Origin of the sequence: Pseudomonas sp. SWI44 (assembly GCF_002947915.1) — a bacterium.
Classification (GTDB): domain Bacteria; phylum Pseudomonadota; class Gammaproteobacteria; order Pseudomonadales; family Pseudomonadaceae; genus Aquipseudomonas; species Aquipseudomonas taiwanensis.
In genome coordinates, this window is the sequence record NZ_CP026674.1 from 3,196,743 (window position 1) to 3,215,043 (window position 18,301).

Here is an 18,301-nt window from a genome sequence, read left to right on the forward strand (position 1 = left end):
TGTTCTCCAGGGTTGTCTCAACACGGGTTTGCAGGGTGCAGCCGATGACCGCGCGGGACGGCCAGCAGGTGGTGCCGTGCGGCATGGGCCAGCACGGCCTCGACATCCACGGTCAGGGGGCCTTGGTGATCGAGGGTAATGGTGGGGTTGTCGCCTTCGGCAAACTCGATTTCGCGCTCGCCGTCCAGGGCCAGGGTGCCGCTGGCGAGGCTCAGGCCATGGGGCACGCCGGGGGCCAGAAAGCCCGAAGCGGTGATGCCGCAACCTTGCAGCAGTCCTGGCGCCAGGGGGGCCAGCAAGGCATGTTCGGCGCCGGGGTTCAGGCGTACCCAGGCACCCTGCGCCGCGTGGCGCGACACTGGGCACCACAGGCCGCACAGGGACGAGAGGCCAATGGCATGGGGTTCGGCGAAGCAGGCAAAGACTTCGCTCAGGTCTTCGCTGCGGCTCAAGGCGCGGGCACCGACGAAGCGCTGAGGCGACACCGCGACTTCCACCAGGGCCCATTCACAGAGGTTCTGCCGCGCTACGTTCACCAGCAGGCGCTTGTTGCGGCGCAGGCTGATCGTGTTCGGCACTTGGCCGCTGGCGAACAGGCCTCCGGCCAGGCCGGCACTGGTGGCTTCGCGCAGCTCGGGGAAAGCGTTATTGGTGCCGGTGGACAGTGTCAGCAGCGGTACGTCCCCGGCATGGGCAGCAACCGCCTTGTGGGTGCCGTCGCCACCGAGCACGGCGATCATGGCCACGCCACGCTCGACCATCAGACGGGTGGCCAGGCGGGTATCGGCGACCGTCTGGGTCAGGGGCAGGTCGAGCAGTTCCAGTGCCGGCCAATGCTGTTCGCGAGCTATCGGGCCATGGCTGGCCTTGAGTACAGCGGCAGCGATACCCGTCATGTCCGTGGGCATCAGCACTTGGCTCACACCGGTGGCACCGAAGGCTGCGAGCAGTCGCTGGATGGCCGAGGCCTTGTCGGTGCTCGAGTAGAGCCCGGCGTTGGCGGTCAGGCGACGCAGGTCTCGGCCAGAGGCAGGGTTGGCAATGATCCCGACAGTCGGGGCAGGTTGCGGCATGGCGCACCTCGTATTCTTGTTTGCCAAGGCAAGAGCAAGGTGGGTGCCAGCTTTTTCGGGGTTGGCTGAGAAGCTTGCTCCAGAGCGGTTCCGGCGTCTTCCGGCGGGTGCCCTCGGTGGCACTGGCGAGACGCCCGGTGCCAGGGCTCGGCCGGTTTCGACGAGACGCTGAGACGCTGCGTCTCAAGCCTGCCGGTAATCACTCAGTGCTTGTCGGGGGATGTCCAGAAGCGCTTAATGGCCGGACAACGATAAAAACAGCAACGAGAACCGGAGGGCCTGAATGCTTGCCGCGAACTCCCGAGCCCATGTCGACTGCGTCAGCCGGGTGCTGAAGAATGCCGACCGCCTGCCGCAGGCACCGGTGCCGCCGCTGATTCTCGATTCATGGCGCCGTTCCATGGAGCTGTACCGCCTCGACCCAGGCTCCCAGCAGGGGCCGCGCATCCTTTCCCAAAGCGTGCTCAACGAATGCCGCGAACGTGCCGAACTGTTTCTGCGTATCGCCGGCGATGCCGTGGCGCGCCTGCATGAGCGTGTGCGCGGTGCCGACTACTGTGTGCTGCTCACCGACGCCCTCGGGCGCACCATCGACTATCGGGTTGAATCCGCTATTCGCAACGACTGCCGCAAGGCCGGGCTGTACCTGGGTACCTGCTGGTCGGAAGGCGAGGAGGGGACTTGCGGCGTGGCGGCCGTCCTGACCAGCAAGGCGCCGGTCACGGTGCACAAGCGTGACCACTTTCGCGCGGCCTTCATCGGCCTGACCTGCACGGCGGCCCCTGTGTTCGACCCCCAAGGGGAGTTGCTGGGGGTAGTGGATGTTTCCGCCCTGCAATCGCCGGACGACCGTCGTAGCCAGCACTTGATCCGCCAGTTGGTGGAGCAGACTGCGCGGGAGATCGAAAACGCCTTTTTCATGCACAGCGCCCAAGGCCATTGGGTGATGCGCGCTCATGGCACGCCGGGGTATGTCGAGAGCCAGCCGGACTACCTGCTGGCCTGGGATGCCGACGGGCGCCTGCGGGCGATCAACAGCCTGGCCCGCGAGCGCCTGCTGGCCCGCCATGGACGCTTGCCCGAGCACATCGGCGAGTTGTTCGACCTGGATCAGCTGCGCCGCGCCAACGAGGCCTCTGCCCAGCGGCTGCCGGGGTGGGGCGGTTTGTATGGCCGGGTGAGTGCGCCCCGGCGACGCGAGCCAGTGCGCGCCGTGCAGCAGGCCCAGGACCCTCGAATCGAGCAGCATTTGCGCCTGGCCACGCGGGTCAAGGACTGCAACCTTGCAGTGCTGGTGCAGGGTGAGACTGGCGCGGGCAAGGAAGTTTTCGCCCGCCAGTTGCATCAGCAGAGCCAGCGCTGTACCGGACCCTTCGTTACGCTCAACTGCGCGGCGATCCCTGAGAGCCTGATCGAGAGCGAGCTGTTCGGCTACGTGGCCGGCGCCTTTACCGGTGCATCGAGCAAAGGTATGCAAGGACTGTTGCAGCAGGCCGATGGCGGCACCTTGTTCCTCGATGAAATCGGTGACATGCCACTCAATCTGCAGACCCGATTGCTGCGGGTGCTGGCTGAAGGCGAGGTGGCACCTTTGGGCGCTGCACGGCGCGAGCGCGTGGATATCCAGGTGATCTGTGCCACCCACCGGGACTTGGCTGTGATGGTGAGTGAAGGGCGTTTTCGTGAGGACCTGTATTTTCGCCTGGCCAACGCCCGCTTCGAGTTGCCGCCGCTGCGTGAGCGCGATGATCGCTTGGGCTTGATTCACCAGTTGCTGGCCGAAGAGGCCAAGGCGTGTGGTGTCGAGGTGACGTTGGCCGACGATGCGTTGCAGGCGCTGCTGGTGTATCGCTGGCCGGGTAATCTGCGCCAGCTGCGGCAGGTGTTGCGCTATGCCTGTGCGGTCAGTGAAGGGGGGCAGGTGTGTCTGGAGAGCCTGCCACAGGAGGTGCGTGGCGATGCAGCGCCTTCGGCGGATGTCGGGACGTCGAGCCCGGCCCGGCAACTGTTGCTCGATGCCTTGATTCGCCATCGCTGGAAGCCGGCCGAGGCGGCGCGGGCGTTGGGGATTTCGCGAGCCACCCTGTATCGGCGGGTACATGAGCACCGGATCGAGATGCCGCGGATGAAGGGGTGATTTTGGGGCTGCCTTGCGGCCCCATCGTCGGCAAGCCAGCTGTTTGGGATCGAACGTCGCCTGCGCGGCGCATCGCCAGCAAGGCTCAGTCACCAACCCTCTAAAGACAACCCAAAAAAAACCCCGGCACATGTCCGGGGTTTCGGTACATCACGCTACGCGATCACTCCTGGCTAGCCAGTTTGTGCTCAAGGTAGTGGATGTTGACGCCGCCTTTGCAGAAACCTTCATCCCGCACCAGGTCGCGGTGCAGTGGGATGTTGGTCTTGATGCCGTCGACGACGATCTCGTCCAGGGCATTGCGCATGCGCGCCATGGCTTCGTCACGGTCCTTGCCGTAGGTGATCAGCTTGCCGATCAGCGAGTCGTAGTTCGGCGGAACCGAATAACCGCTGTACAGGTGCGAATCGACGCGAACGCCGTTGCCGCCTGGCGCGTGGAAGTGCTTCACCTTGCCTGGGCTCGGGATGAACTTCTTCGGGTCTTCGGCGTTGATACGGCATTCCAGCGCATGACCACGGATGACCACGTCTTCCTGGCGGATCGACAGCTTGTTGCCAGCGGCGATGCTGAGCATCTCCTTGACGATGTCGATACCGGTGACCATCTCCGACACCGGGTGCTCAACCTGCACACGGGTGTTCATCTCGATGAAGTAGAAACGGCCGTTTTCGTACAGGAACTCGAAGGTACCGGCACCACGGTAGCCGATCTCGATGCACGCATCGACGCAACGCTTGAAGACTTCCTGACGGGCTTTCTCGTCGATGCCCGGGGCAGGTGCTTCTTCCAGGACTTTCTGGTGACGGCGTTGCAGCGAGCAGTCACGGTCGCCCAGGTGAATGGCGTTGCCCTGGCCGTCGGACAGCACCTGAACTTCCACGTGACGTGGGTTGGTCAGGAACTTCTCCAGGTAGACCATCGGGTTGCCGAAGGCCGCACCGGCTTCGGTACGGGTCAGCTTGGCCGAGGCAATCAGGTCTTCTTCCTTGTGCACCACGCGCATGCCGCGACCACCACCGCCACCGGCGGCCTTGATGATCACCGGGTAGCCGACGTCACGGGCGATTGCCAGGGCAACCTCTTCGTCTTCCGGCAGCGGACCGTCGGAACCCGGAACGGTCGGAACGCCCGACTTGATCATCGCGTCCTTGGCCGAGACCTTGTCGCCCATCAGGCGAATGGTGTCGGCTTTCGGGCCGATGAAAGCAAAACCGGACTTCTCGACCTGCTCGGCGAAATCGGCGTTTTCCGCCAGGAAGCCGTAGCCAGGGTGGATGGCGGTAGCGCCTGTCACTTCAGCGGCAGCGATGATCGCCGGGATGTGCAGGTACGAATCTTTGGACGAAGCAGGACCAATGCAGACCGACTCGTCTGCCAGGCCCAGGTGCATCAGTTCACGGTCGGCCGTGGAGTGTACGGCGACGGTCTTGATGCCCAGCTCTTTGCAGGCACGCAGGATCCGCAGGGCAATTTCCCCACGGTTGGCGATCAGGACTTTTTCCAGCTTCCCAGACATCGTTGGCTCTCCGCGAATCAAACGATGGTGAACAGCGGCTGGTCGAACTCAACCGGCTGACCGTCTTCCACCAGGATGGCGTCGATAACGCCGCCGACATCGGCTTCGATGTGGTTCATCATCTTCATGGCTTCGACGATGCACAGGGTGTCGCCTTTCTTCACGGTCTGGCCAACTTCAGCGAAGTTCGGCGAGGTCGGCGAAGGCTTGCGGTAGAAGGTACCCACCATCGGCGAGCGAATCACGGTGCCTTTGAGGGCTGGAGCGGCGGCAGCGGCTTCGGCAACCGGGGCAGCGGCGGCAGCGACCGGCGCGGCAACAGGCGCGGCGGCAACCGGTGCCGGAGCGAAGTACTGCTGGCCGGCTGGGGCCTTGCTGTGACGGCTGATACGGACCGACTCTTCGCCTTCCTTGATCTCCAGTTCGTCGATGCCAGACTCTTCCAGCAGTTCGATCAGTTTCTTGACTTTACGGATATCCATTAATCATCAACTCCCAAGGTTCGGTCAGGGGGCGTAATTGAAAACGTGTTTGAAAACGTTTCTCTCGAACCCCGGCCCACTTAGGCCGAGGTCTCTATCATCAGGGCTGTGCGTTGGCAGCCAGTTGTTCCAGCGCGGACTCCAGGGCCAGGCGATAGCCGCTGGCGCCCAGACCGCAGATCACCCCTACGGCTACATCGGAGAAGTAGGAGTGGTGACGGAACGGTTCGCGTTTGTGCACGTTGGACAGGTGCACTTCGATGAATGGGATGCTCACCGCAAGCAATGCGTCACGTAATGCGACGCTTGTGTGCGTAAAAGCAGCCGGATTGATCAGGATGAAGTCCACACCCTCGTTGCGTGCGGCGTGAATACGGTCGATCAGTTCGTACTCGGCATTGCTCTGCAGGTACTGCAGATGGTGGCCAGCGGCGCGAGCGCGCTGCTCCAGGTCCTGGTTGATCTGGGCCAGGGTCACGGCGCCGTAGTGGCCCGGTTCGCGGGTCCCGAGCAGGTTCAGGTTGGGGCCGTGGAGCACCAGTAGGGTTGCCATCTGCGGATTCCTTGAATTTGTAGGGCAATTCGACACAGCGCGGCGAGTGTGCCGCAAAGCGGGAGCAAGTGTCCAGTTCCCGGCAATAGCCAGCACGATGTCCGAGGTTCGCGCGAAGTATGTGACCAAATAATTCAATCTGGTCACTCTACTGTGGTTTTTTTACAGCCCGCGGGAAGTTATAGACCGAGTTTGCCGCGTACGCGCGCCAGAACCTGCGCAAAATCGCCGGCATTTATCTCGCCAATCACCCGATCAGCGGTAATTTCGCTGCCGTTCGCGGCAAAGAACATCAGCGCAGGCGGCCCGAACAGCTGGTAGCGGTCGAGCAGGCTGCGCTGTTCGGCATTGCTGTCGGTGATGTCGAAGCGCAGCAGGCGGAAGGCGCTCAGCTGTGGTTGCACGTGGGGCGCATTGAGCACTTCATGTTCGATCACCTTGCAGCTGATGCACCAGTCGGCATACCAGTCCAACAGCACCGGCTGGCCGGCGGCCTTGGCCTCAGCCAGCGCTGCATCGAGCGCGGCAGGGGTGGTCAGGGTTTGCCAGGCATCCGATTGAGTGGCGGGGCTGGTCGGGCCTGCACCGACGACCGCAGGCGGTGGCAGTGGGCGTAGCGGGTCGCCGCGTCCGCTCAGGGCGCCGTACCAGCAGGCCAGGGCGTACACCAGCAGCGCCAGGCCCAGCAGTTGTACCAGACGCTGGCGTGGTGTCTTGACCACGAACTCCAGGGCGCCGAGGAATAGCGCCACGCCGGCGGCCAGGAAACCGACCAGTAGCAAGGTGACCGGCCCCGGGAGAATGCGGCTGAGCAAGCCAATGGCCAGGCCCAGCAGCAATACACCGATGGCATTCTTCACCGTGTTCAGCCAAGGGCCACTCTTCGGTAGCCAGGCTGCACCGCCAGTGGCGACCAACAACAGCGGCGCCCCCATGCCCAGGCCCAGGGTGAACAGTTTGAGTGCGCCGCCCAGGGCATCGCCGCTGGCGCTGATGTACAGCAACGCGCCGGCCAGCGGCGCCGATACGCACGGTGACACCAGCAGGCTGGACAGGACGCCCAGCACCGCCGCGCCCAGTAGCGAGCCGCCCCTGACACCATTGGCGAAGGTGTTCAGGCGGCTGCTCAGCGCCTGCGGCAGTTTCAGCTCGAACAGACCGAACATGGCCAGGGCGAACAGCACGAAGAACAGCGCGAACGGCACCAGTACCCATGCCGATTGCAGGCGCGCCTGCAAGTTGAGGCTGGCACCGAACACACCCATCAAGGCACCCAGCGCGGCGAAGGAGGCGGCCATTGGCAACACATAGGCCAACGACAGGCTGAGCCCACGCCAGCCACCTACCTGGCCGCGCAGCACGACGCCCGAGAGGATCGGCAGCATCGGCAGCACGCAAGGAGTGAAGGTCAGGCCGATGCCGGCGAGGAAGAACAGTAGCAGCGATTTCCAGTTCCAAGCCTGGTCAGGGACTGGCGCGGTGGCGCTGCCGGTACCGTCGATGGTCAGGCGTTCGGTTTCCGGTGGGTAGCACAGGCCTTTGTCGGCGCAGCCCTGGTAGCTCACCAGCAAGGTGAAGGCGCGCTGGTCGCTGGTCGAGCGCGGTATCTCGATGTCGAGCACGCCGTGGTAGACCTCGACATCGCCGAAAAACTCGTCGTGCTTGGGCTCGCCCTTGGGGATTCGTGGTGCGCCCAAGGCAATGTCGGCCGGCTCGCTGCGGAACTGGAAGCGGTGGCGGTAGAGGTAGTAGCCGTCGGTGGCGACGAAGCGCAACTTGATGGTCTGGGCGTCGCCCTGGATCAGGCTGAGCTTGAAGGCTTCATGGACAGGCAGGAAATCGGCGCTGTTGGACAGCGAGGCGGCACCGAGGGTGGCGCTGGGGCGGTTGTCGAGCAGGCCTGAGGCGAAGGCGGGGCTGGCCAGCAGCAGGAACAGCAGGAAAAACAGGCGGCGCATGGCGGACTCGCGAGGTGGAACGTGCTGGGCATGATAGCGGAGTTGATGGGCGTTGGGGGCGGGGGTTTGTCGGGATATCTTCAGCGTTGGGGGAGCGAGCGCCGTCGGCGCGGCACATCGCGAGCAAGGCTCGCTCCTCCGGTTGTTTCGGGCCAGTTCGCGTGCGATCTCAGACCCTGAATGCCCCCACCGCCCGGTTCAACTCGCCACCCAGCGCCAGCAACTGCTCCCCTTGTTCGCGCCCTTCGCCGATGCGCTGCAGGTTGTCTTCGCCCAGGGCGTGGATTCGCTCACTGTGGTCGCGGATCTCGCCCACGGCGCCGCTTTGCTGGGCGGTGGCGTCGGCAATCCGGATGGCCGTGGCGGAAATCGTGCGGATCGCGCTGACGATCTCGTCCAGCGCGCCGTCGGCGGCCTGGGCCTGGTCGGCGGTAGCCTCGGCATGTTCGAGCTGGGCCCGCATGCCCGCCACCGACTCACGCGCCGCCTGTTGCAGGCGGTCGATCAAAGCCTGGATTTCGCCCGTGGCGCCAGTGGTACGTTGGGCCAGTGAGCGCACTTCATCGGCGACCACAGCAAAGCCTCGACCCATCTCGCCGGCTCGGGCCGCTTCGATGGCGGCGTTGAGGGCCAGCAGATTGGTCTGCTCGGCAATCGAGCGAATAACCGTCAGTACACCACCAATGGTGGCTGACTCTTCGGCCAACTGCTCGATCATGCGGGCATTGCCGTGCACCTCCTCCACCAGTTCGCGCAAGCCCGTCAGGCTCTGGCCAATCACGGCCTGGCCCTGTTCGACGGCACGGCCGGCATCGCGGCTGGCATCGGCAGCCGAGCTGGCATCGCTGGCAACCTGCACGATGGTCGCTTCAAGCTCACCGAGCGCATCGCGAATCTGCCCGGTATCGCCCGCCTGGCGCTCGGCACCGTCGTGCAGGGCCGCACTCATCCCGGCTAGGGCATGGCTGCTGCCCGCCACCTGCTCGGCGTTGTGGCGGATGGTGCCGACCAGCTCCACCAGATACTGGCGCAGGCGGTTGAGCGATTCCTGTATGTCCTGCAGCTCCCGGTTGCTCTTGCCCAGGACGATGGCCTTGGCGAAGTCACCCTCGGCCCAGCGTGACAAGGCCGGCGCCAGGCTGGTGAGGGTGCGGGCCAGGCGGCGCTGCAGGGTATCGATGAGCAGGGCGATGAGCAGGATCACAGCGATCATCAGGCCTTGGATGATGCGCACTTCGTTGGCGATCGTGCCATGCTGGCTGCGCACCGCCGGCTCCACGGCGGCGATGGCCTGTTGGACGGCATCGAGGCGTTCGTTGGTATTGGCGGCCAGGACCGTGCGGCGTTCAATCAGCTCTCGGGTGCGCTGCAGTTCCGCGGGGTACCGGTTTAGCAGACTCAGCAACTCGCGTTTCAGGCCGACGGCAATGTCTTCCTGTTGCTCGCTGGCTTGGGTCTGCAGGCCCATCATGGCAGCGAAGTCATCGGCGCCGGATGCGGCGGCGCGAGTCACGCCCAGCAGTGGCAGGCCGTCGATGACCTGGGCCTGGGCGCGAATGAGCTGCAGCTCGCGATCGACTTCGTCGGCCAGTTCGGCGCGTCCACTGCTGACCAGTTTGTCCCGGGCCAACGACAGGCGGCCCAGGTGCAGCGTGGCGTCGAGGATCGGCGTCAGGTAATGCTCGGCTTCGGCGCTCGCGCTGTCGCGGGCATAGCCTGCCAATTGTTCGAGGTTCGCCCCCAGTTCGCGTTCGGCTTGCAGCAGCAAGGCCTGTGGGTCGCCGGCCAGCTTGCCGGCGGCAAGCAGTTCGTTGCGGGTGAAGGCCTGAAGGCTGCCAAGGCTTGGGCGCAGTCGGCCAGCCAGGTCTTCCGGCCACTCGGCGAGGGCGGCCTGCAACTGGGTATTGGCTTGCACGGCCGCCGCGTGGCGCAATGCGTCACCGCTGCCGAGGTAGGCCTGGATATTGCCCACGGCGTCGTTCTGGAACTGCCGCGACAGGCCAAGGTAGCGCTCCATCAACTGGTAGGGACGTTCCAGGGCGCGTTGCGACCACCACAGGGTCGCGCCCAGGGCGATACACACGGTCACCAGCAACAAGGTGTTGAAATTGGTCAGCCACTTCAGGCGCATAGCCGCGAACTTCCTGCGGGGGAGTGGAGAGGTAGGTGCCTGAAGTTATTGCGGTTTTGTGACGTGGTGATGACGACGGGGCGGCGTGGCACAAAAAAAGTGGCACAGTGCCGGCATTGGTTTTGGCCGTGCCGACGCCTTCACGGGGGAAGCCGCTCCCACAGGGACTGCTGCGAATTCAAGGTCGGTGCGAAGGGCACAGCACAGGCAAAGCCCTGCCTCAGGGCTCCACGCGCACCACACAATTGCGTCCGGCATGCTTGGCGCGGTACAGCGCCTCATCGGCGGCGCTGGCCATGGTCAGCGCATCCAGGTCGTCGTCGAGTTGAACCACACCTGCACTGAACGTGCATTGCAGGTCGTGGGGCTGCGCGGGGTAGAGAATCTCGGCAAAGCGCCTGCGGATTTCATCGAGCACCTTGTGCGCCGCCTCCAGGCCAGTGTTAGGCATCACGATGGCGAATTCCTCGCCGCCGTAGCGGCCGATGAAATCGGTCTTGCGCAGACGTTGCTTGAGAAACAGCGCCAGGCTCTTGATTACCCGGTCGCCCATGGGATGGCCGTGGCGGTCGTTGATCTTCTTGAAGTGGTCGATGTCGAGCATGGCGAAGCTCAACGGCTGCTCTTCGCGGCGCGCGCGGAAGCTGCAGTCTTCGAGCAATTGCAGGATGTGCGTGTGGTTGTACAGCCCGGTCAGGCTGTCGCGGACCATGCGCGCTTTCAGGTGACGGGCACGGGCGGCGCGGTTGCGCACGGTGGTGATCAGGTGGCGCGAGCGGATCGGCTTGGTCAGGAAGTCGTCGCCGCCTTCGCTCATGGCATCGAGCTGCTTATCCAGGTCGTCCTCGGCCGACAGGTAGATGATCGGCACGCTCACATAGCGGTCGTTATGTCGGATCACCTTGGCCAGCTCGGTGCCGGTGCAGGCCGGCATGTACATGTCGAGGATCACCAGGTCGGGCTGGAAGTCGGCCAGCTCGGCCATGGTCCGGATCGGATCGTTCAGGCTGCGGGTGATCATGCCGGCGCTGTTGAGCAGGCGTTCGGTGTGCAGGGCCTGGGCGCGTGAGTCGTCGATGATCAGCACGCGAAACGGGTCGTACTGGGTGGCGCTGGTCAGCAGCTCGACTTTCTCCAGCAGGCTGGAGGCCTCAAGGGTGCCGGTGAGAAACTCCTGGCCTCCGGCGCGCACAGCGGCCAGCCGGGTCGGCGTGTCGGTTTCCTGATGGCTGAAGAACAGCAGCGGGATGTGTTGCTCCAGGCCCTGCTGGGCCTGAGCAGCCAGTTGCAAGCCCAGACCTGGGCCGGTGAAGTCGACATCCATGACAATGGCTGACGGTAGGCGCTCTTTCATCGAGGCCTGGAAAGCGTCTGCACTGAACAGGGCTTCGACGCCCAGGCCGAAGAACTCCAACTGCTGGGCCAGGCGCTCGGCCCGGTCATGGTCCTGCAGCAGGATGTACACCGGCTTGCGCAAGGGCGGCAGGGGCACTTGGTCGAGTTGGTCGCCCTTGCGCAGCCCGGTGCGCGACAGACGTTGCATCAGGCGGTTGAGCTCGCCGATCAGTTGTGAGTTGAGCCGTGCGCTGTTGGCTTCGATGGCCTGCAGGGTCTGGCCGATGGCGGTCGACAGGTCGCTGTGCTCAGGCTGCTCGAAGCGTTCGGCGTAGCGTTGCAGGCGTAGGTTGGCCTCGCACAGTTCGCCCAGGTCGCCGTCCGACCATTCGCCACGCTGCAGACGCTGCCAGATCTCGAGGATCTGCCTGGCCTGGAGGATCACACGCTGGGCGAAGTGCTGCTTGAGACGCTCGTGGCTCGGCTCGGCTGTTTGGCTCATGTCCTGACTACTTATTAGTTGGGGATGTGCAGGTGCAATGATGGCTCTATGCTAGCAGTTCTTTTCCGACGAGTGAGTGCCCTGAATCAACAAAGGGTTCCGAACGAATATTCAGTTACTGACTCATTGGTCGCTTATGCGTACGGCGGTGTCTGCTTTATAGTGCAGCCACGCGGGCTTGCCGTGGCACCCTGGCGCAGGCCTGTGGTCCAAGCCCCTGAACCGTCGTGACTGATTAAGGACAAAGCCATGCTGGATTGGAAAAACCGCGAGGCCAAAGCCGAGCCCCGCGAGCGTGTCGATGGTCGCGGTGCTGCGGCCCGCAGCTACCTTGGTGGCCTCTGGAGCCGTGCGCTGGGCACGTTGATTGGCCTTTACCTGCTGGTCTGCATTGGCCTTGGTTGGTACTGGAGCCAGGAGCCTGAACTGTTCCCGGTGCAGCAGAACGCCCAGGCGGCGGCCGAGAAGAATGGCCAGCAGATGGTCGTTGGCTACACCACCATCGAAACCCTCAAGACGGTCGCGCAGACCTTGCTGGACAAGCCGGGCGGCTACATTTCCAACGACCGCTTCCCACCTGGGCTGTGGATGGACAACATGCCGAGTTGGGAATACGGCGTGCTGGTCCAGGTGCGCGACCTGTCGCGCGCACTGCGCAAGGACTTCGCCCGTTCGCAGTCGCAATCCACCGAAGACGCCGACTTGGCCAAGGCCGAGCCGCGCTTCAACTTCGACAACAAGAGCTGGATCCTGCCATCGAGCGAGTCGGAGTTCGAGGAAGGCATCAAGTCGCTGAGCCGCTACCAGGCTCGCCTGGCCAAGGGTGATCAGGGCGCGATCTTCTATACTCGTGCCGACAACCTCAACAACTGGCTGGGTGACGTGGCGACCCGTCTGGGTTCGCTGTCCCAGCGCCTGTCGGCCAGTGTCGGCCGGGTCAAGCTCAACAGCACCCTGAAGACCGAGTCGGTGCAGCCCGGCCAGGCGCCGCAGGTTGACGAGGAACTGGTGGAAACGCCTTGGCTGCAGATCGACAACGTGTTCTACGAAGCCCGTGGCCAGGCCTGGGCGCTGTCGCATCTGCTGCGTGCCATCGAGGTGGACTTCGCCGATGTACTGGCGAAGAAGAACGCTACCGTCAGCGTCCGCCAGATCATCCGTGAACTGGAGGCGTCCCAGGAGGCGCTGTGGAGCCCGATGGTGCTCAACGGCAGTGGCTTCGGCATGTGGGCCAACCACTCGCTGGTGATGGCCAACTATATCTCCCGAGCCAACGCAGCGGTGATCGACCTGCGTCAGCTGCTGTCCCAGGGCTGATCATGGCCATCGATCCCAAGGAGGCTGCCCACCGGGCAGCTTCCGACCGTGAGCTGGTCGCCTGGGTGGACGAAGCCGATCAGGTCCTCGGCGCCTTGCCCAGGGCTCAGTTGCGTGAGCGCGGCCTGATCGGTCGCTGCACCTTCATCCTGCTGTTCAACAGTGCCGGTGAACTGTGCGTGCACCGCCGTACCCTGAGCAAGGCGCTCTACCCAGGCTACTGGGATGTGGCGGCAGGCGGCATGGTGACGGCGGGAGAGGCGTATGCCGAGTCCGCCGCGCGCGAGCTGGCCGAAGAGTTGGGGATCGAAGGCGTCGACTTGCGCTTCCATGAGCGGTTCTACTTCGACCAGCCGGACAACCGCTTGTGGTGCGCGGTGTATTCGGCGGTGTCGGATGCGCCGTTGCGCTTGCAGCGGGAAGAAGTGATAGAGGCGAAGTTCGTTCGCATCGAGCAAGCGGAGGCCGAGAGCCTGAGCAAGCCTTATTGCCCGGACTCGCTGGCGGCGTTGCAGCGCTACAAGGCCAGTCTCTGAGGTAGGCTTCCCGGTGCTGGCCTTTTCGCGGGTTAACCCGATCCAGCAGGTGATTCACTGCCAGTGAGTCCAGTGAAATAGCCGTTGCAGCGGGCTTGCCTGCGAGGGGTCGCAAAACATTCGAAAAATGGCGCATTCCAGTACTTAGCAAACGCCGGTTTTATCGTTACACTGCGCGCCCTTTTCGGGCTGCCGCAGGTCTTGTGGCAGTAGCGCCGCCCCTGCCAGAGTGGGGCTTCGCGGTCGGCTCCCGTCGACCAGTTTTTGTCCTCAGCAAGAGGAACAAAAGTGGCCAAGAAAGCTTCTTCCTTCTCCGCCCTTGGCGGTCTCGTGTACTCCACCGATTCCGGTCGGCATTGCCCCGACTGTGGCCAGCCGGTGGACGCCTGCACCTGTAAGCAATCCGTCATCCCCGAGGGGGACGGTATCGCCCGCGTTCGTCGTGAAAGCAAAGGCCGTGGCGGCAAGACCGTGACCACCGTCACCGGCGTCCCGCTGCCGCTCGACCAGCTCAAGGAGCTGGCCTCCACCCTCAAGCGCCGATGTGGTACCGGTGGTGCCTTGAAAGAGGGCGTGATCGAGATCCAGGGCGATCACGTTGAGTTACTCATCGGCGAGCTGACCAAGCAAGGCTTCAAGGCGAAGAAATCCGGCGGTTGATACGGCCGCGCGATTTTTTCCCCAGCGCTTTCTAAACTCGTTTCCGTAGCAGGGGTCTATCCCTGAATACGGAATAATCGTCATTTTCAGCTTTTACACTGCGCCCGCCGCCTCGTGGGGCAGTGTCTTCGACTTATCTATAGGGGACGTGAATGTCCGTACGACGCACACGCAAAGACGATGGTAGCCAATGGACCGTGGCCGACAGCCGCAGTGTTTATGGCATCCGCCATTGGGGCGCTGGTTATTTCGCCATCAATGAAGCCGGGCGCGTCGAAGTGCGCCCCAACGGGCCGAGCAGTGCCCCGATCGACCTGTTCGAGCAAGTCCAGGAGCTGCGCCAGAGCGGCCTGTCGCTGCCACTGCTGGTGCGCTTCCCAGACATTCTGCAGGACCGCGTGCGCCAGCTGACCGGCGCCTTCGACGCCAACATCGCGCGCCTTGAGTACCAGAGCAAGTACACCGCGCTGTACCCGATCAAGGTCAACCAGCAGGAAGCGGTGGTGGAAAACATCATCGCCACCCAGAACGTGTCCATCGGCCTTGAGGCCGGCTCCAAGCCCGAGCTGCTGGCGGTGCTGGCGCTGGCGCCCAAGGGCGGGACCATCGTCTGCAACGGCTACAAGGACCGTGAGTTCATTCGCCTGGCGCTGATGGGGCAGAAACTCGGCCACAACGTGTTCATCGTCATCGAGAAAGAGTCCGAAGTGGCTCTGGTGATCGAGGAGGCCGCCGAGCTCAAGGTCAAGCCTCAGGTAGGCCTGCGCGTGCGTCTGTCGTCGCTGGCATCGAGCAAGTGGGCAGACACGGGTGGCGAAAAGTCCAAGTTCGGTTTGTCCGCGGCCCAGCTGATCTCGGTGGTTCAGCGTTTCCGCGACGCGGGCCTGGACCAGGGCATCCGCCTGCTGCACTTTCACATGGGGTCGCAGATCGCCAACCTGGCCGACTACCAGCACGGTTTCAAGGAAGCCATCCGTTACTATGGCGAACTACGGGCCCTGGGCCTGCCGGTCGACCATATCGACGTCGGCGGCGGCCTGGGTGTCGACTACGACGGCACTCACTCGCGCAATGCCAGCTCCATCAACTACGACATGGATGACTATGCCGGCGTGGTGGTGGGCATGCTCAAGGAGTTCTGCGACGCGCAGGGCCTGCCACACCCGCACATCTTCTCCGAGAGCGGCCGTTCGCTGACTGCGCACCACGCCATGCTGGTGATCCAGGTGACCGACGTCGAGAAACACAACGACGACGTGCCGACCATCGAGAACAAGGAGTCGTTGCCGGAGACCGTGCAGTGGCTGGCCGATCTGCTTGGCCCGACCGACATCGAGATGGTGACCGAGACTTACTGGCGCGCCACCCACTACATGGGTGACGTGGCAGCGCAGTATGCCGATGGCAAGATCAGCCTGGCCGAGAAAGCCCTGGCCGAGCAGTGCTACTTCGCCGTGTGCCGTCGCCTGCACAACTCGCTCAAAGCCCGCCAGCGCTCGCACCGCCAAGTGCTGGACGAGCTCAACGACAAGCTGGCCGACAAGTACATCTGCAACTTCTCGGTGTTCCAGAGCCTGCCGGATACCTGGGCCATCGGCCAGGTGCTGCCGATCATTCCGCTGCATCGCCTGGATGAAGAGCCGATGCGTCGCGCGGTGCTGCAGGACCTGACCTGCGATTCCGACGGCAAGATCAACCAGTACGTCGACGAGCAGAGCATCGAGACCAGCATGCCGGTGCATGCGGTCAAGGAAGGCGAAGACTACCTGCTGGGTGTGTTCCTGGTCGGCGCCTACCAGGAGATCCTGGGCGACATGCACAACCTGTTCGGTGACACCGACTCGGTGAACATCTATCAGAATGCCGATGGCAGCGTGTACCACGCCGGTATCGAGACCCACGACACTATCGAGGACATGCTGCGCTACGTGCACCTGTCGCCGGAGGAGTTGATGACCCACTACCGCGACAAGGTGGCCAGCGCCAGGATCAGCGCCCGCGAGCGGACCCAGTTCCTCGATGCGCTGCGTCTTGGCCTGACCCGGTCGTCATACCTGTCGTCCTGATCGCCAGTGGCCGCTCCTGCCCTGTGTGGGGCGGGAGCGGCCTTGTGTCGCGAAAGGGCTGCGTAGCAGCCCCAACTGCCTATACACAACAACCCTGCTCAGTACGGGCTTTGAGTCTGTGCTGAGCATCCATATGCCTTGTCCGACGGCAAGTAGAAGCAAGACTGCTATCAGGCACTGAGTAGCCCCTTGACTTCGCATACTCAATACCTGCTTTGATCCATGCCTGATCTTCGGGGGCGTCTCCATAAGGGGCATCATTGCACCACGATCCAAATGCCGAATTGCAGGTGCCAGCCCGACGCTGTGCCCATCCAGCACCTCTCAACAAGAATTCTTGCGATAGACCTGCGGCGGTTCCCGTAGCTCCGTAATTGAAGTTGCCAAAGGCTTCGTACTGCCTTCCTTGCTGTTTATAGTCCCACTCACCTCGATTTCTGACCATCGAGTAAAACCACGGCACTAGAAAAGCACTGCCGCCGTTTTTAAAGTAGTTACGCGCCTTGCTGGCAGCATTCATGTCGCTATCAACAGATGCGGTTGGAGGGTACATAAAGGCTCCTTGCTCTTAAGTAATTAAGAAGAGTCCCCTCCGTGGGCGCTGCATTTACCAAATTGATTCTCGCAGTCAATCGAATCTATTTTTCATATTGTTTTCCACTCCGACCCACTTGCCTCTCTGCTGCAATTTCCATCCCACCCACCCCAACGTCACTGCCCGCAACGCCATGAACCCCAGAAACGCCAGCCATAACCCATGGTTGCCGGAGCCACTCAACACCAGCGCCAGAGGCAGCGCGACCAGTACCGAAACCAGCATTGCATTGCGCATCTCTCGCGCCCTTGTCGCACCGATGAACAGCCCGTCGAGCAGATAACTCCACACCGCGATCAGCGGCAGCACCGCCAGGTACGGCAGATACGGATAAGCCGCTGCCCGCACACTGTCGATGTCGGTTTGCAGGTCGATGAACAGGTGCCCGCCGATCAGGAACAACACGGCAAACCCCAGGCTGGTGATCAGCGACCAGCCACAGGCCACCACCAACGAGCGGCGCAGCGTGTCGCGGTCGCGGGCGCCGATGGCGTGGCCGCACAGGGCCTCCACGGCGTGAGCCAGGCCGTCCAGGGCATAGGCGGTCAACAGCAGGCCATTGAGCAGGAGGGCGTTAGCGGCCACCGTGGCCTCACCCAGGCGCGCGCCCTGCACGGTAATCAGCAGGAACACCAGCTGCAGCGCAAGGCTGCGCAGGAAGATGTCGCGGTTCACCGCCAACAGTGGCCGCCAGGCTTGCCAGCGCTTGAGCGCCGCCCAGGCGATCTGCCCCGGATAGGCGCGCAGGGCAGGGCGGGTGAGGGCCAAGCCCAATAGCGCGGCGCTCCATTCGGCAATCACCGACGCTCGCGCCGAGCCCAGCACCCCCCAGTCGAGGCCAAGGACGAACCACAGGTTGAGCACGATGTTGAGCAGGTTGGTGGTCAGCAGAATGGCCAGCGGTGCCCTGGCGTTCTGGGTGCCGAGGAACCAGCCCACCAAGGCATAGCTGGCAAGCGCGGCCGGCAGGCCAAGCAGCCGCGTGTGGAAGAAGTCTTCGGTGGCTTGCTGCAAGGCTTCGCTCGGCTGCATGGCCTGCAGCGCCAACTGGCTGAAGGGTACGGCGAGCAGGCCGATGAGCAGGGCGAAGCCGACCGCCAGCAACAGCCCCTGTACCAGCACCTGGCGCAGCGCAGCACCGTCGGCGCGCCCGGCAGCCTGGGCGGCGAAACCGGTGGAGCCCATGCGCAGAAAGCCCATCAGGCCGACCATGAAGGTGAACAGGGTGGCGCCCACGGCGACCGCACCCAACTGGTGGGCATGGGGCAGGTGACCAATCACCGTGCTGTCGACCAGCGCCACCAGTGGCACCGAAACGTTGGAGAGAATCATCGGTGCGGCCAGGCCCCAGACCTTGCGGTGGGTGGGGCGGTCGCGCCAGTCGGTCGTCAGTGAAGTCATCGGGTTCCTGTTGAATCTGCGGCTGCGTTGCGGCCG

At 63.6% G+C, this 18,301-nt stretch carries 14 protein-coding genes; 5 read left to right on the forward strand and 9 right to left on the reverse strand.

The window, feature by feature from the left end; genetic code table 11:
* Positions 1 to 17 precede the first annotated feature (17 nt).
* Positions 18 to 1,073, reverse strand: a complete 1,056-nt coding sequence (locus C4Q26_RS15140; protein ID WP_104883257.1) for an ATP-NAD kinase family protein — start codon at positions 1,071 to 1,073, stop codon at positions 18 to 20.
* A 283-nt stretch (positions 1,074 to 1,356) separates the two neighbouring features.
* On the opposite strand from C4Q26_RS15140, the gene C4Q26_RS15145 reads away from it, so the two are divergent.
* The gene (locus C4Q26_RS15145) at positions 1,357 to 3,210 is read left to right on the forward strand and encodes a sigma-54-dependent Fis family transcriptional regulator (RefSeq protein ID WP_104883258.1); all 1,854 of its coding nucleotides are present in this window, start codon (positions 1,357 to 1,359) and stop codon (positions 3,208 to 3,210) included.
* 163 nt (positions 3,211 to 3,373) lie between these two features.
* Here the strand turns inward: C4Q26_RS15145 and accC are convergent, their stop codons facing one another.
* From accC to C4Q26_RS15175, 6 genes are all read right to left on the reverse strand, one after another.
* Positions 3,374 to 4,729 carry an acetyl-CoA carboxylase biotin carboxylase subunit gene (accC, locus tag C4Q26_RS15150; RefSeq protein ID WP_023382514.1) on the reverse strand — a complete coding sequence of 452 codons (1,356 nt, stop codon included), beginning with the start codon at positions 4,727 to 4,729 and terminating at the stop codon, positions 3,374 to 3,376.
* Positions 4,730 to 4,746: 17 nt separating this feature from the next.
* Positions 4,747 to 5,211, reverse strand: coding sequence for an acetyl-CoA carboxylase biotin carboxyl carrier protein (accB, locus tag C4Q26_RS15155; protein ID WP_104881211.1), 465 nt, complete (start codon positions 5,209 to 5,211; stop codon positions 4,747 to 4,749).
* Positions 5,212 to 5,311: 100 nt separating this feature from the next.
* The gene (gene aroQ / locus C4Q26_RS15160; protein WP_008093086.1) at positions 5,312 to 5,764 is read right to left on the reverse strand and encodes a type II 3-dehydroquinate dehydratase; all 453 of its coding nucleotides are present in this window, start codon (positions 5,762 to 5,764) and stop codon (positions 5,312 to 5,314) included.
* Positions 5,765 to 5,943: 179 nt separating this feature from the next.
* On the reverse strand, positions 5,944 to 7,722 hold the full coding sequence (locus C4Q26_RS15165) for a protein-disulfide reductase DsbD (RefSeq protein ID WP_104883259.1): 1,779 nt from the start codon (positions 7,720 to 7,722) through the stop codon (positions 5,944 to 5,946).
* A 169-nt stretch (positions 7,723 to 7,891) separates the two neighbouring features.
* Complete coding sequence (locus C4Q26_RS15170; RefSeq protein ID WP_104883260.1) at positions 7,892 to 9,853, reverse strand: methyl-accepting chemotaxis protein; 1,962 nt, start codon at positions 9,851 to 9,853, stop codon at positions 7,892 to 7,894.
* A 220-nt stretch (positions 9,854 to 10,073) separates the two neighbouring features.
* A complete protein-coding gene (locus C4Q26_RS15175; protein ID WP_023382510.1) occupies positions 10,074 to 11,690 on the reverse strand; it encodes a diguanylate cyclase in 1,617 nt (538 codons plus the stop codon).
* Between the two features lie 249 nt (positions 11,691 to 11,939).
* Here C4Q26_RS15175 and C4Q26_RS15180 point away from each other — a divergent pair, with 249 nt between their 5' ends.
* From C4Q26_RS15180 to speA, 4 genes are all read left to right on the forward strand, one after another.
* Positions 11,940 to 13,007, forward strand: a complete 1,068-nt coding sequence (locus C4Q26_RS15180) for a DUF2333 family protein (protein WP_023382509.1) — start codon at positions 11,940 to 11,942, stop codon at positions 13,005 to 13,007.
* A 2-nt stretch (positions 13,008 to 13,009) separates the two neighbouring features.
* A complete protein-coding gene (locus C4Q26_RS15185; RefSeq protein ID WP_104881214.1) occupies positions 13,010 to 13,543 on the forward strand; it encodes an NUDIX hydrolase in 534 nt (177 codons plus the stop codon).
* Between the two features lie 288 nt (positions 13,544 to 13,831).
* Positions 13,832 to 14,203 (forward strand): translation initiation factor Sui1, encoded by a 372-nt coding sequence (locus C4Q26_RS15190; protein WP_023382507.1) that lies wholly within the window; start codon positions 13,832 to 13,834, stop codon positions 14,201 to 14,203.
* A gap of 152 nt (positions 14,204 to 14,355) precedes the next feature.
* On the forward strand, positions 14,356 to 16,269 hold the full coding sequence (speA, locus tag C4Q26_RS15195) for an arginine decarboxylase (RefSeq protein WP_023382506.1): 1,914 nt from the start codon (positions 14,356 to 14,358) through the stop codon (positions 16,267 to 16,269).
* Between the two features lie 79 nt (positions 16,270 to 16,348).
* Here speA and C4Q26_RS15200 read toward each other — a convergent pair whose 3' ends face one another.
* Entirely contained in the window at positions 16,349 to 16,822 is a 474-nt protein-coding gene (locus tag C4Q26_RS15200) for a polymorphic toxin type 44 domain-containing protein (RefSeq protein ID WP_104881215.1), read from the reverse strand.
* Positions 16,823 to 16,897: 75 nt separating this feature from the next.
* Positions 16,898 to 18,265: an MATE family efflux transporter gene (locus C4Q26_RS15205; protein ID WP_023382505.1), complete on the reverse strand. Its 1,368-nt coding sequence runs from the start codon at positions 18,263 to 18,265 to the stop codon at positions 16,898 to 16,900.
* Between the last annotated feature and the right edge of the window lie 36 nt (positions 18,266 to 18,301).

Bases quoted from the DNA above. Each gene is read 5' to 3' on its own strand.
- C4Q26_RS15140 (WP_104883257.1), bottom strand. From the start codon at position 1,073: ATGCCGCAACCTGCCCCGACTGTCGGGATCATTGCCAACCCTGCCTCT.
- C4Q26_RS15145 (WP_104883258.1), top strand. From the start codon at position 1,357: ATGCTTGCCGCGAACTCCCGAGCCCATGTCGACTGCGTCAGCCGGGTG.
- accC (WP_023382514.1), bottom strand. From the start codon at position 4,729: ATGTCTGGGAAGCTGGAAAAAGTCCTGATCGCCAACCGTGGGGAAATT.
- accB (WP_104881211.1), bottom strand. From the start codon at position 5,211: ATGGATATCCGTAAAGTCAAGAAACTGATCGAACTGCTGGAAGAGTCT.
- aroQ (WP_008093086.1), bottom strand. From the start codon at position 5,764: ATGGCAACCCTACTGGTGCTCCACGGCCCCAACCTGAACCTGCTCGGG.
- C4Q26_RS15165 (WP_104883259.1), bottom strand. From the start codon at position 7,722: ATGCGCCGCCTGTTTTTCCTGCTGTTCCTGCTGCTGGCCAGCCCCGCC.
- C4Q26_RS15170 (WP_104883260.1), bottom strand. From the start codon at position 9,853: ATGCGCCTGAAGTGGCTGACCAATTTCAACACCTTGTTGCTGGTGACC.
- C4Q26_RS15175 (WP_023382510.1), bottom strand. From the start codon at position 11,690: ATGAGCCAAACAGCCGAGCCGAGCCACGAGCGTCTCAAGCAGCACTTC.
- C4Q26_RS15180 (WP_023382509.1), top strand. From the start codon at position 11,940: ATGCTGGATTGGAAAAACCGCGAGGCCAAAGCCGAGCCCCGCGAGCGT.
- C4Q26_RS15185 (WP_104881214.1), top strand. From the start codon at position 13,010: ATGGCCATCGATCCCAAGGAGGCTGCCCACCGGGCAGCTTCCGACCGT.
- speA (WP_023382506.1), top strand. From the start codon at position 14,356: ATGTCCGTACGACGCACACGCAAAGACGATGGTAGCCAATGGACCGTG.
- C4Q26_RS15200 (WP_104881215.1), bottom strand. From the start codon at position 16,822: ATGTACCCTCCAACCGCATCTGTTGATAGCGACATGAATGCTGCCAGC.
- C4Q26_RS15205 (WP_023382505.1), bottom strand. From the start codon at position 18,265: ATGACTTCACTGACGACCGACTGGCGCGACCGCCCCACCCACCGCAAG.